The 13,935-nt window shown below is 43.1% G+C and carries 12 protein-coding genes; 8 read left to right on the forward strand and 4 right to left on the reverse strand.

Going from position 1 to position 13,935, the window contains the following annotated elements:
* Window positions 1–482 precede the first annotated feature (482 nt).
* Together F1737_RS09425 and F1737_RS09430 are read left to right on the forward strand one after the other, a co-directional pair.
* Entirely contained in the window at window positions 483–857 is a 375-nt protein-coding gene (locus F1737_RS09425; protein ID WP_317136331.1) for a tetratricopeptide repeat protein, read from the forward strand.
* Window positions 858–1,077: 220 nt separating this feature from the next.
* On the forward strand, window positions 1,078–1,644 hold the full coding sequence (locus F1737_RS09430; RefSeq protein ID WP_317136332.1) for a hypothetical protein: 567 nt from the start codon (window positions 1,078–1,080) through the stop codon (window positions 1,642–1,644).
* A gap of 128 nt (window positions 1,645–1,772) precedes the next feature.
* Here the strand turns inward: F1737_RS09430 and F1737_RS09435 are convergent, their stop codons facing one another.
* The 3 genes from F1737_RS09435 to F1737_RS09445 form a co-directional block, all read right to left on the reverse strand.
* Window positions 1,773–6,059 carry a tetratricopeptide repeat protein gene (locus tag F1737_RS09435; protein ID WP_317136333.1) on the reverse strand — a complete coding sequence of 1,429 codons (4,287 nt, stop codon included), beginning with the start codon at window positions 6,057–6,059 and terminating at the stop codon, window positions 1,773–1,775.
* Window positions 6,060–6,170: 111 nt separating this feature from the next.
* On the reverse strand, window positions 6,171–6,749 hold the full coding sequence (locus F1737_RS09440; RefSeq protein ID WP_317136334.1) for a flavodoxin family protein: 579 nt from the start codon (window positions 6,747–6,749) through the stop codon (window positions 6,171–6,173).
* A gap of 110 nt (window positions 6,750–6,859) precedes the next feature.
* Window positions 6,860–7,483: an MBL fold metallo-hydrolase gene (locus tag F1737_RS09445; protein ID WP_317136335.1), complete on the reverse strand. Its 624-nt coding sequence runs from the start codon at window positions 7,481–7,483 to the stop codon at window positions 6,860–6,862.
* A 17-nt stretch (window positions 7,484–7,500) separates the two neighbouring features.
* Here F1737_RS09445 and thiC point away from each other — a divergent pair, with 17 nt between their 5' ends.
* Window positions 7,501–8,760 (forward strand): phosphomethylpyrimidine synthase ThiC, encoded by a 1,260-nt coding sequence (thiC, locus tag F1737_RS09450; RefSeq protein WP_317136336.1) that lies wholly within the window; start codon window positions 7,501–7,503, stop codon window positions 8,758–8,760.
* A 26-nt stretch (window positions 8,761–8,786) separates the two neighbouring features.
* Here thiC and purE read toward each other — a convergent pair whose 3' ends face one another.
* A complete protein-coding gene (purE, locus tag F1737_RS09455) occupies window positions 8,787–9,173 on the reverse strand; it encodes a 5-(carboxyamino)imidazole ribonucleotide mutase (RefSeq protein ID WP_317136337.1) in 387 nt (128 codons plus the stop codon).
* 519 nt (window positions 9,174–9,692) lie between these two features.
* Between purE and F1737_RS09460 the strand changes: the two genes are divergently transcribed.
* The 5 genes from F1737_RS09460 to F1737_RS09480 all read left to right on the forward strand — a co-directional run bounded on the left by F1737_RS09460 (window position 9,693) and on the right by F1737_RS09480 (window position 13,679).
* Complete coding sequence (locus F1737_RS09460; protein ID WP_317136338.1) at window positions 9,693–10,823, forward strand: pyridoxal-phosphate-dependent aminotransferase family protein; 1,131 nt, start codon at window positions 9,693–9,695, stop codon at window positions 10,821–10,823.
* A 17-nt stretch (window positions 10,824–10,840) separates the two neighbouring features.
* Window positions 10,841–11,302, forward strand: coding sequence for a riboflavin synthase (gene ribC / locus F1737_RS09465; protein WP_317136339.1), 462 nt, complete (start codon window positions 10,841–10,843; stop codon window positions 11,300–11,302).
* A gap of 106 nt (window positions 11,303–11,408) precedes the next feature.
* Window positions 11,409–11,816, forward strand: coding sequence for a 6,7-dimethyl-8-ribityllumazine synthase (ribH, locus tag F1737_RS09470; protein WP_317136340.1), 408 nt, complete (start codon window positions 11,409–11,411; stop codon window positions 11,814–11,816).
* A complete protein-coding gene (locus F1737_RS09475) occupies window positions 11,813–12,943 on the forward strand; it encodes a pyridoxal phosphate-dependent aminotransferase (RefSeq protein WP_317136341.1) in 1,131 nt (376 codons plus the stop codon). Before ribH ends, F1737_RS09475 begins: the two co-directional genes overlap by 4 nt.
* A gap of 25 nt (window positions 12,944–12,968) precedes the next feature.
* Entirely contained in the window at window positions 12,969–13,679 is a 711-nt protein-coding gene (locus F1737_RS09480; RefSeq protein WP_317136342.1) for a small multi-drug export protein, read from the forward strand.
* The last annotated feature ends 256 nt before the right edge of the window (window positions 13,680–13,935 follow it).

Below are 13,935 nucleotides of genomic sequence, written 5' to 3' on the forward strand. Positions count from 1 at the left end.
TCACCCACAATATCCATAAATTGTATTTGAAATAGTGATTCGTTGAATTTGCAATAAAGGTTGTTAATTTACCACGAATTGCAAATGAAAAAAGTATTTATACAGCAACACATGAAATATACGCTGCATTCCTGTCAATTTTAATTTTAAGATTAATTAAGGATTACACCCGGTTGGGCACAACAAATATGATGTGCACATACAATTAGCATATATACACTTCAAAAAATAATTCTCTTTCAAAAACAAATATTTTTTTAATCCGGTTAGAATACAAGATTCTTTTTCAAACTTTTTTGAAACATCAGTTGTTAAATTCAAAAATTACGCGCAAAAAACATTGAACCGGTTTATCTGCCGCACAATAAGCAAAACACAGGATATATTTTCATCAGACAAGAACAGATATAGGTATATATAAAAAAATTAAAAAAAAAGATACTGGTATCCGGGAAATATAATGAAAGCAGGCGGAGTCTGAAATGAAAGTCGGCGTAAGCTACTGGTACAACAAGGGAGTATCCCTTATCGAGGCAGATCTCTATGAGAGAGCCCTCCCGTGTTTTGACAAAGCACTTGATATTGACGAAAAGGTTGCCACAGTCTGGTTCAAAAGAGGCATAGCACTCTTCAGGACAAAAGATTTTGAAAAAGCGGTAAGAAGCTTTGACAGGGCAATGACGCTTGAGCCCGACAATCCGGTAGCACTTAACAACAAGGGCATTGCTCTTTTGGGACTAAAGAGATACAGTGAAGCAGACACATGCTTTAAAATGGCCCTTGACCTCAGACCCGACAGCCAGGCAATCAGAATCAACAGAAAAATTGCCGATGAGATAAAAGGTAAGGCCATATAGGAATCTGATTATTCATTCACCACACAGGAACCTGTTGTTTCAAAGCTGTATTCCGAAGAACTCTCATAGTCAGTATGCAACCATAAACCGCCGGCAGGTTTATCCGAACATACAAAACGAGAACAATGTTAAAATCACAAAAACCAAATAAGCCGCATCCAATTCATAATGTGGCAAAGATAAAATCAAATCATATACCAAATCAGAAAAGGAGACGAATATGAGGATTACAATTACAATCGATGATGAACTTGGAGCAGAGATCGATGCCTCCGCAGCTTCACTTGGACTAAAAAGAGTGGAATGGATAAGAGTAGCCTGCGCTGAATATCTAACTGCCATGGCAGGGAACAAAGCCCCTGATTCAAAACCGGAAACAAAAACCACCCTGGAAATTTCAGAGGATAATTCTGATATTCTCTCAGGCAAAGATGAGGAAATTTCAAGGCTAAAAGATGAAATTGAAATGGAGAGGGAACTTAGGAATGCATACAGCAGACTCATCGATGAAAAAGACGGCAGAATAGATGATCTAAAAGAAGAAATTTCCAGGATAGAGGCATTAAGCATCACTGCCGCAGATAATATCGCGTCATCAAAAGACGAAAGGATAACAGACTTAAACAACATGATAGACCATCTTCAGGCACAGGCGGCGGCACACAGTGTTGCACTTCAGTCGGCAGTACGCACTCCTGCACTCGAAGAGAAAAAAGAAGATGAAGAAGCCGAAGAAAAAAGCGGCGTTGAACTCATTGAAAAGCCAAAGTGGATGTTCTGGAAATAAAAAAATCCCCACAGGTCTCTCTGAAATTTTTAAAACAAAAAACCTGGCGAAAATAATTTTTAAAACAGCTGTCAGGATTTTGTGAAAAATATTAACAGGGTATTTTAATTATCATATTTTTGATATCTTCATAAAAGTCTTTTTAAAGCCATTTTTTTGGCTTTGAGGGCTCCTTCATGCCCGGGCTTTAGAATGAGAGCCTTTTCAAAACATTCAAGAGCAAGATCATATTTTCCTGTTTTGCCATATACCAGACCAAGTGAAAATATCATGTTGGCATTGGTTTTATCCAGTGCAAATCCGTGACTGAAACACTTTATTGCAGAGTCGTAGTAACCTTTTTTGGTGAGGGCAAGACCTTTTCTGTAGAGATATCCCGGATCTTTTAACATCTCAGGCGAGGGTTTGTCAAAAACAACAGTTCCGGATTCGTCCACAAAAGATTCGGATTTGACATCTTTTGAATAATCCCCTGCACTTTCCGGTTTCATTTTTGACCCCTGCGAAACACCGGAGAGGAGATCCTGTCTGATAAATGAAGTTGCATCAATGCCCCTCTCCGCCCAGAGTTTTCCGTATTTTGGATCAATATCTATTGTTCTGAGATAACATTCAAGAGCACCCTCAGAGTCACCCAGTTTAAGCAGAGCAAGACCCTTGTTCAAAAGAGCCCTTACATCATCAGGCCTGGTTTTTAACGCATCCGAAAAGGAGGCAACCGAATCCTCATATTTTTCCGCAGACATTAGAGCAATTCCCTTTGATATCATAAGGGAGATCTCATCCGGCATCAAAACAATCAGATTATCATAATACTCAACCGATTCTTCATAAAGACCAAGATCATGGAGAACTTCTATTAAATCAAGAGTTATATACCGGTCCCCAGGCTCTTTCCTGACAGCAGACCTTAAAAGAACAGCGGCTTCATCAGCTCTTTTCAGCTTCATTAATGCCCTTCCCTTGTCTGCCATAAGTCCGGCATCATTGGGATTCTGGACAATCAGCATATCATACAAAGGCAGGGTTTCCTGATATCTCCCCTTTGATAGAAGAATTCTCAGTTTTCCATGAAGGGCTTCCTGCATACCGGGGATTTTTTCAAGTATCTTTGTGTATGCAAAAAGTGCCTCATCAGATCTGCCCATCCGCTCATAAAGTCCACCAAGGGAGAGCAGTGCATCCTCGTTACGTGGCTCAAGAGCTGTAATCTTTTTGTAATCAACTATTGCCTCGTCAATATTTCCTGCGGCCTCTTCCAGTGATGCTTTTGAGAAAAGTATGCTTACATCATCAGGACTGTATTTTGCAGCCATGCCAAAGGCAGAAAGGGCACCGTTGAAATCACCGGTCTTCTCAAGTATTTTACCCTTCATAAACCACAGATAACCTGAATTTCCCTCTTTTGCAAGAATTTCCTCAAGATCTGATAATGCTTCCCCGTATCTTCCAAGATTTTTGAGAATCAGGGCTTTTTCAATCAGTGCATCCACGTCACCAGGCGAAAGCAGAAGTGCTCTCTCAAAGTCACTAAGAGCATCATCATAACGCCCAAGAGTACGAAGAACAAGACCTCTTGAATACCACAATGCATGATTATCAGGATTCCCTACAAGAAGGCGCTCATAACATTCAAGAGCATCTTCGTGTTTTTCAATTTTTACGAGCGATATGGCACGTTTGACAAGTGCTTTTGTATTGTCGGGCTCATATGAGAGTACTCTGGCGTAATCATCTGCGGATCTTGAATAATTTCCTGCTTTTTCATTTAGCAATCCTCTTTTGAGCCACAGATCAGGATTTTGGGGATTTTCATCCAGAAGTATGCCGAGAATAGAAAGGGCTTCACCATCCCTGCCTGAATTTTCCAAAACCTCTGCCTTCTTTTGAAGAATTTTCTCATCACGGCTCTTCAGGTTCAGGGCAGAGTCATATGAGAGAATGGCCTCATCATACATTCCTGATCTTGAGAAGAGGTCACCTTTTAATTCATACAGTTCAAAGCTCGCGGGAACAATTAAGGAAAGCTTCTCCATGCATGAAAGTGCCTCTGCATTCCTGCCGGATGTTGAGAGTATATCCAGTTTATGACGCAGGGCTTTTTCTGTATCCCCGCCTGACGAAATTACCTCATCATAAAGCGCCAATGCCTCATCAAAAAGACCTGCCCCCTCTTTTGCAAGAGCATAATCCATTATGATATCAATATTGCCTTCAATGGCGGTTTTATGATCGTCAAAACAGGAAAGAGCTTCATTGTATCTGCCAAGGAGGGTTAGTATATGTCCCTTCCCAAGAGATGCGGCAGAATCTTTTGGTGATATGGAAATTACCTGTTCAAAAGAAAACAGAGCTTCATCATAACGCTCCATTTCAAGAAGTATTTCCGCTTTTTTGGTCATAAGTTCAGGACTCTCAGAATCCGCTTTTAAAAGTTCATCGAGGTAATACAAAGCGTCATATAAAAGATCTTCACCTTTGCTCAGCTCATAAAGCCTTAGGAGAACATCCCTGTTTTCAGGTTCATTAACCAGTATTTCCTTAAACAGGCCTTTTGCCTCTTCTGTGTTGCCGGATTCAAGGGCTTTTAGCCCTTCTGCAAAAAGCCTCTCTGATATGGGAATTTCCTCAGCCACTGAGGATACCAACGTCTCATCTGCTGAAGAGATTTCAGAGACCAAAGAATCATCAGGGCTTTCGAGATCAAGACCGGAAACTTCCATTGAATCTTCTGATACAAAAGAATCTTCTAAAACCTCACCAACATCAGGTTTTTCGGATTCAGAAACCAAAAGGGCAGAATCCGATAAATCCAAATCAGAAAGTTCCAGATCTTCAGCCAGATCTAAAGATTCAGAAGGGATTTCAGAGACCAAAGAATCATCAAGGCTTTCGAGATCAAGACCAGAAACTTCCATTGAATCTTCTGATACAAAAGAATCTTCTAAAACCTCACCAACATCAGGTTTTTCGGATTCAGAAACCAAAAGGGCAGAATCCGATAAATCCAAATCAGAAAGTTCCAGATCTTCAGCCAGATCTAAAGATTCAGAAGAGATTTCAGAGACCAAAGAATCATCAAGGCTTTCGAGATCAAGACCGGAAACTTCCATTGAATCTTCTGATACAAAAGAATCTTCTAAAACCTCACCAACATCAGATTTTTCGGATTCAGAAACCAAAAGGGCAGAATCCGATAAATCCAAATCAGAAAGTTCCAGATCTTCAGCCAGATCTAAAGATTCAGAAGGGATTTCAGAGACCAAAGAATCATCAAGGCTTTCGAGATCAAGACCGGAAACTTCCATTGAATCTTCTGATACAAAAGAATCTTCTAAAACCTCACCAACATCAGATTTTTCGGATTCAGAAACCAAAAGGGCAGAATCCGATAAATCCAAATCAGAAAGTTCCAGATCTTCAGCCAGATCTAAAGATTCAGAAGGGATTTCAGAGACCAAAGAATCATCAAGGCTTTCGAGATCAAGACCGGAAACTTCCATTGAATCTTCTGATACAAAAGAATCTTCTAAAACCTCACCAACATCAGGTTTTTCGGATTCAGAAACCAAAAGGGCAGAATCCGATAAATCCAAATCAGAAAGTTCCAGATCTTCAGCCAGATCTAAAGATTCAGAAGAGATTTCAGAGACCAAAGAATCATCAAGGCTTTCGAGATCAAGACCAGAAACTTCCATTGAATCTTCTGATACAAAAGAATCTTCTAAAACCTCACCAACATCAGATTTTTCGGATTCAGAAACCAAAAGGGCAGAATCCGATAAATCCAAATCAGAAAGTTCCAGATCTTCAGCCAGATCTAAAGATTCGGAAGTGATTTCAGAGACCACAGAATCATCAGGGCTTTCGAGATCAAGGTCGCAAACCTCCAATAAATCTTTTGAAACAGGAGATTTTCCAGAAACTTCAGGAACAGAGGATTTGGAAGGCATTTTGGATACAAAAGAAACATCAGAAACTGTTACTCCGGCTTCTGATTCTAACAGACCAGGTATTATATCAGGTATTTCTTCAGGCCCTGCACCTGTTGCAGGAACCCCGGAGGGCAGAGCATCCTTTGAGATACCCAAAAATAAATTCTCAGGCTCCTTTTCCTGATCTAATTTTTCCTGATCCAATTCATCCGTTATTTTGCCGTGTTCAATGGGCTCAATGTGGCGCGCCCATTCAAACATCTGTTCCATTTCCTGAAGAACAGTCTCTAAAAGATGTGAATCCTCAGGTATTGATACGTGTACACCGTTTTTTAGCGGCTCGACATATAATATATTATAGCTTGAAAAAACCCCCTTTAAATCATCAGGCTTTATTGAATCAAACGATATTGAATACTCAGACGGGTATAATATTCCATCCCCTGTCTCACGATATTTTATAATATTTACCTGCGCCATTTTCCCCTCCGGCATTGAATTAATCTGTTTATTAAATGAAAATGTATATTTTTTTGGAAGGATTCAAGAATGAAAAGAAGTTATTTTTTAAAATATAAACAATTTTTGAAACTATTCTGACTTCTTTGAATCACGATGTGTGTTGCTGACAAGCTTTAGTATCTTCTCTGCAACTTCCGTGCACTTTTTTTGTGCATGAAGATCATTTAAAACCTCACCTTCCTTAAATCCTCTGCCGGAAACATAGCCGAGATAGGAAAATCCGTGCGTGTTGACAAAACCCTCCAGGCTCTCCAGAGTCCTCTCACAGCCACGATCCGCACATACAGATACCACAACAGAATATTTTCCATTGAGTTTTCGGTCATGATACAGTGAATACGTTCTGTCAATGAGATTTTTGGTCTGTCCGTTTACGTCATAGAAGTATGTGGGCGACCCAAAGACCAGTACATCACAGTTCACGATTTTGTTGGCAACTTCTGTCCAGTCATCCTTTTGCACACACCATTTTGCTTCCCTGCATTTCTCACATCCCATACAGGGATTTATTTTTTTGCCGGCAAGGGAGATAAATTCGGTTTCAAATTCGTCACAGCCCTCGGTGTCAACATAATCAACTATCTTCCTGACAAGTGCCGCCGTGTTTCCGTCCTTCCTCATGCTGCCTGAAATACCCAGAACTTTCATAAGTTTAAACTTGATCTGCTCTTATAAGATATTTATTATAGAAACATAATTTGAATGAGATGAAAAATAAAGTATTGAAATATAAACCGGCGCCTAAACCCTGATACTCATTAATATGAGGACATTTCAATCATCGAAAGTGCCATGCCGATATTTTCACTTCCTCCAGAACTCATCGGATCACCATGTCCGGGATAAAGAGCCTTTACGTCAAGAGATGAAAGGCGCTTTATGGAAGCCTTTAATTTATCAGCATTTCCGCCGGGGAAGTCAAACCGTCCGTATCCACCGTCTGAAAACACTGTGTCCCCGGAGATTAAAAACTTCTCTTCTTTGTTATACAAACATATACCGCCAGGAGTATGACCGGGCGTGTGAATAACCAGAAGATCCTTTATTATATCCCCGTCAGAGAGCATCCTGTCAGGAACTATTCCCGGACTTCTTTCCCCGAACATCAGGGCAAGACTGGGAGTTTCATCAACAAGTCCGCCCGCATCATCCTTATGGATGCATACCTTTGCTTCGCACAAATGTGAGATCTCCTTTACGCGTGCTATATGATCGTAATGACAGTGTGTGAGTATGATGGTGTCAATATCATCCCTGAAAGGTTTGAGAGCTACCGGAGAAACTCCGGCATCCACCAAAACCGACCCGAAAACATAGGAGTTTGCAAAATACCCCTCTCCTCTTATCCAGTGAACAGACATTAAATAGTAATTTTTAGTCACAGGACAAAATCATATCCATGCAGACTCTCATCGGGAAGTGCAAATCCGGCATTCCTGAAACTGTAATTTCCGCTGCAAAAAGCGATGGAACCGATGCATCAAAGCTTGCACAAAATATTGCCAGGGGAAGGGCTGTCATTCCTGCCAACCCTCTTCGTGAACATAAACTCTGTTCAATCGGAGAAGGCTGTCCTGTAAGGGTGAACGTCAACATAGGCACATCAGGTGCAAGGTGCGATCCGGAACTTGAAATGCTCAAGGCAGAATGCGCCATTTCCGAAGGAGCAGACGCCATTATGGATCTCTCCACAGGCGGCGACCTTGAAGCTATCAGAAAGCAGATTCTCGGACTTGACACAACAATAGGAACTGTTCCGATTTACGAGGCAGTCCGCCGTGCGGGCAGTGCACTTGATATCAGTGCCGACATACTTTTCAACGTAATCCGTGACCACTGCAAACAGGGTGTTGATTTCCTGACACTCCACTGCGGAGTCAACAAGGCAACGCTTCACTCCCTAAGGGAAGACCCGAGGGTTATGGGTGTTGTATCAAGAGGCGGTGCCTTCCATACCGCAATGATCGCATCATCCGGAGAGGAGAACCCGTTATTTTCAGAATACGACTACCTGCTTGAGATTCTTGCGGAGTATGACGTCGTCATATCCTTAGGCGACGGAATGCGCCCCGGGGCAATGGTTGACGCAGTAAAACGTGCAAAGACTGTTGAATACATAAACCTCGGAGAGCTTGCCAAAAGAGCACTTGACGCAGGAGTCCAGAGGATGATTGAAGGGCCGGGACATATTCCCGTTGACCAGATCGCCTATAACGTGAGGACGATAAAAGAGGTTACCAATAATGCACCGCTTTATCTGTTAGGTCCGCTTGTTACCGACATTTTCCCCGGATACGATCACGTTTCAGGCGCAATCGGCGGATCTATTGCCGCGATGAACGGAGCAGACTTCCTCTGTATGGTATCACCGTCCGAGCATCTTGCACTCCCTGACGTTTCTGACATCAGAGAGGGAACAAGGGTTGCAAAGCTTGCGGCACATGTCGGGGACACCGTCAGAATGAAGGATGCCTGGTTTGAGACCGGGGAAGCCGATATGGCAGAGGCACGCCGCGATCTTGACTGGAAACGCCAGTTTGAGATTGCAACGTATGGCGAACACGCAAAAAAGATACACGAACGTGACGGCGACATAGAGACATGTTCGATGTGCGGCGATCTCTGTGCTGTAAAGATTGTAAGGGAAAGTCTGTTGTAAAAACAGGATTTTAATTTTTTTTATTTTCAGCTGATATTCAGCATTCTTATGGCAAGGTGTGCGGCGTTTGCACCGTTGTCAACACCGACACATGCGACAGGGACACCACGCGGCATCTGGACAATCGAGAGCAGTGCATCAAGTCCTCCGAGTGTGCCTGAAACAGGAACGCCAATGACAGGTTTTTCCGTTTTTGAGGCAACGACACCCGGAAGGGCGGCTGAAAGCCCTGCGATGCAGATGAATACCTTTGCATCGGTTGTCTTTACAAACTCATCAAGCTCATCAGGGTTTCTGTGCGCCGAGATTACTTTGTATTCGTAGCTGATCCCGCTCTCATCAAGGACTGCTGATGCCTTCTTTACAATATGTTCATCAGATGCAGAACCTGCAATTAATGCAACATCACTCATGCTGTTAGTATTCATCCCGATGGAATTTATTATTTTAGAATCCCGGTGATTTTATTTCCGTCTGCCCGGTTATGATTATGAAAACCGGCATTCCTCAAAATATCCTGCATTAAAATGATGATTGCAGTGAATATTTTTTCACACTTTAAAAAAATTGAAAACCATTTTAAATAATAAAATATAATTTTCAACTGTTGTATCATAAGGGATAAAACCAGGGCCTTTGATACAGACAAAAACGACAGAATATTTTGGAGATGAAAAATTATGTTTGACTGGCTTGGATTTGCAATAATGCTGTTAAAATTCATTACTGAAAACTGGGATTCACTTACAGGACTTTTCTAAAAAAGAAAAACCCCCTATTATTAAACCCTGTAATTCTTATCCTGGAGATTTAAAATCCCTCGGAAAAAACCTCCGGTTTTTTACTATTTTTACTTTTTTTATAATAGCACACCCGCAACATAACAGATAAACTAAATTCCTTATGGGGAAAAATAGTAAGAACTGATTTTTATGCAGGACGAAACACTTCTTATGATGCCAGGTCCTGTCCCGATGCCGCAGAGGGTCAGACTGGCAATGTCAAGACAGGCGATCAACCACAGAGGAGCGGAATTTGCAGAGTGCTTTGACGACATCACAAGGATGCTCAAACCTATGTTTGGAACAGAAAACGACATGCTCATTCTGTCCGGTTCAGGCAGTGCGGGAATGGAAGCCGCCGTTGCAAACTTCTGCCCTGGCAAAAAGGTTGCATCCCTTGTAAACGGAAAGTTCGGTGACCGTCTATACAAAATAAGCAAAATGTATGCAGGCGAAACAGTCGAACTTGCATCAGAATGGGGAACACCCCTGCCACTTGAGCAGCTTGAAGCGGAACTTGAAAACGGCGCTGAGGTTGTAACCCTCGTCCACAACGAGACATCCGCCGCAATCAAAAACCCGGCAGAAGAAGTGGGAAGGCTCTGCAAAAAGCATGATGCACTCTTTATAATGGACGGAATCACCTCAATCGCAGGCGATGAGGTACAGGCAGACAAGTGGGGCGCTGACGTTGCAATTGTCGGGTCACAAAAATGCCTTGCAGCACCGGCAGGACTTGCAGCAGTCTCTGTTTCAGAAAGGGCCTGGGAGAACATCGCTGAATGGAAACCATTCTACCTTGATCTTGCATCATACAAAAAGAGCGCTGCAAAGAGCCAGACACCATACACTCCGGCAATTCCGCTCTTCTTTGCATTAAGGGAAGCATGCAACATTATTGAAGAGGAAGGACTTGAAAACAGGATTGAACGCCACAGAAATATGGCTGCTGCTGTCAGAAAAGCCGCAGAAGTCTGGGGACTTGACCTTTTCGCAAAGACCGACAAATTCCACTCATACTCAAACACCGCAACCGGAATATGCTATCCTGAAGGAATAGATGACTCCAAATTCCGCGGCGCTGTGAAGAAGATGGGCATAGAGTTCTCCGGCGGTCAGGACCACCTGAAAGGTAAGATATTCAGAATCGGCACAATGGGTGCAACAGGCGCACCTGAAATCCTGGCAGTTTTGTCAGCCGTTCAGAGAACATTGAAGGAACAGGGCTATGAGCCTGCCGGATGTGGTGTTCAGGCCGCAGCGGAAGTATTGAAAGTATAAAAGGAGACATTTATCCTATGAAGATCGGGGTGGCTGACACAACATTTGCCCGTGTAAATATGGGGGCAATTGCAACAGACGAACTGAGACGACATGCAAGTGTTTCAATAGAGAGGTACACAGTGCCGGGTGTGAAAGACCTGCCTGTCGCGGCCAAAAAGCTCATTGAGGAACGCGGCTGTGATATAGTAATGGCACTCGGGATGCCCGGCGGTGTTGAGAAGGACAAGATGTGTGCACACGAGGCATCACAGGGACTCATTAAAGCCCAGCTTATGACAAACACCCACATAATTGAAGTGTTCGTCCATGAGGATGAGGCAAAGGACGGCGCCGAACTTGCATGGCTTGCGGAACAGAGAACACGCGAGCATGCCGAAAATGCTGTCAGGCTGATTCTCCGCCCCGATGAACTTGTAAAAATGGCAGGCACGGGACAAAGGCAGGGCTTTGAGGACGCCGGGCCTGCAAGATACTGAAAAATATATATTTTTACAATATCATTTTAGCATCACTTTTTTTATCAGCAATTATCACCAATAAAAGATAATACAATTACAGACAATTTTTAAGAGGAGATAAACTATGGCAATAAAACTCGGATTCGTTGTCGCAGAATTTAACCGCGACTTAACCTATATGATGGAAATCGAAGGAGAAGAACACGCAAAATTCCTCGGAGCAGAAGTAACCGAGAGAATCTACGTCCCCGGCGCTTACGACATGCCGCTTGCAATCAAAAAGATGCTAAAAGACGGAAAAGTCGACGCAGTCGTTACAATCGGATGTGTAATCGAGGGTGCAACCCAGCATGATGAAGTCGTTGTCCAGCATGCGGCAAGGAAAATTATCGACCTCTCACTTGAGTTTGACAAACCTGTAACACTCGGCATCTCAGGGCCCGGCATGACACGCCTTGAAGCGACCCAGAGAATTGACTATGCAAAGCGTGCTGTCGAATCTGCTGTAAAACTCGTTAAAAGATTGGAATGAAGAGCCTCTCTTTAAAAATATCAGGAATACCACCCTCGGCCACAATCGAGATTACCGACAAGGCAAGACGGATGAAGGCCGAAGGGACTGATGTCATATCCCTCTCCATAGGGGAGCCGGACTTTGACACACCAAAACATATTACAGATGCATGTATCAGGGCTCTTTTGGAAGGAAAAACCCACTACGAAGCAAGTCAGGGACTTCTGGAACTCAGGGAAGCGATAGCAGACAAGCTGAAGGCTGAGAATTCAATAGAAACCTCCGCTGCTGAGATTATCGTATCATGCGGTGCCAAGGACACAATCTACGAGGCAATGGAGGCCTGCGTAAATCCCGGAGATGAGGTCTTAATCCTTGATCCGTCATGGGTCAGCTATGAACCGGCAGTAAAAATCGCCGACGGAAACCCCGTGCACCATTCCCTGAGACAGAGCGATTTTCAGGTTGACGACTCGGTTCTTGAAAAGATCAACAGCAAAACCAAGATGATTGTCTTCAACACCCCGTCAAACCCGACAGGATCTGTTCTCGGAATGGAATCACTGCGTTTGCTAAAGGATGTCTGTGAGGACAATGACCTAATAGCCCTCTCTGATGAGATCTATGAGAAGCTCATCTATGACAAAGAGCACATCTCGATTGCATCCCTAGGCGACATGCACGAGAGAACAATCACTGTCAACGGATTCTCAAAGGCATATGCAATGACAGGGTGGAGAATAGGCTATGCAGCAGCTCCCCTGCCGATATTAAAGCAAATGACAAAGGTTCAGCAGCACACAATAAGCCACCCCGCAACATTTGCGATGTGGGGTGCGGTTGAGGCACTGAGGGGTGACCAGTCCTGTGTTGAGGATATGAGGCAGGAGTTTGACAAACGTCGCAGATACCTGATTGGTGCGTTAAACGACATAGGGTACAAAACAGCACCTGCAGACGGTGCGTTCTATGCATTTGTCAACATTGACGGTGATGATATGGCAGTGAGTGCGAAGTGGCTTGATGAGGGCCATGTCGCAACAACTCCGGGTACTGCATTCAATGCACCCGGCTGGATACGCATCTCATACGCTGCTGACATGAACACATTAAAAGAGGCAGTCCGCCGTATAGGCGAACTCTGAATACATATTTTTTTCAGGATTCCTGATGGCAGACATTACTTCCAAAATTACCGGATTTTTTGAAGGTCTTTCACCGGGGAAAAAACTTTTATTAAACCTTTCAGCACCCTTCATACTCGGCGGAGCATACTTTTCAATGCTTTTTGTGGCACTCCCTTTCGGGATGTTTGAAAAGCTGATGGGTTTAATGGTCATAAACCTCATCCCTCCGGCAGGAAAGGAGTCGGTAATTCCCCTCGGGATTGCACTTGGCATACCGTGGTGGATAATCGCTTCATCGACTGCAATGATGGACGTATGTGCAGGTCTTTTCATGGCCCTGAACTTTGATCTGGCAACAAAAATCCCATTCCTCGGCCCCTGGATCAGTGGATTTATGGACAGCGGAGAGGCTTTCTTTAAAAAACGTCCATGGATTGAACGGCTCTCCGAGGCAGGACTTGTTGTCTTTGTAATGGTGCCTTTCCAGGGGTCAGGGGGTGTCGGTGGCACTCTTGTCGGGCGAATGCTTGGAATGCCAAAAATGAAAGTTTTTTTCTCAATAGCAATCGGTGCATTCCTTGGATCATACCTGATTGCCCTCGGTTTTGAATATGTGATAATGCTCTTCAAAACAGATCTCATGGCTGCAGTGGCAGTTGTCCTTTTGGTTATAGCAATAGCGGCCGCAGTATATTTTTACAGAAGAAAAAGCTCCAGAAAACTAAGAAGCATCCCCATAAAAAAGAAGAAATAATCACCCTGAGATAATTTCTCACCTGTATTTTTTAAATTTCATCTGAAATCAGCGAAAAGCTGTTTTAAATAACAGATAATAATGACTAAAAAGAGATTTTACATAGATACAACAAACTGCCTTTATACTTTCGGAAATGAATGAAAAATCCCGAACATACAGGCATTCAATATCATCTTTTACTCTTGTCAACAGACTCTTCTGCCACATTAAGGATAGCAATTTATCTACATTTAATTACCACTTCTAAGAAATG

This window comes from Methanoplanus sp. FWC-SCC4, from assembly GCF_032878975.1.
In the GTDB taxonomy this organism is placed as follows: Archaea; Halobacteriota; Methanomicrobia; order Methanomicrobiales; family Methanomicrobiaceae; genus Methanochimaera; species Methanochimaera problematica.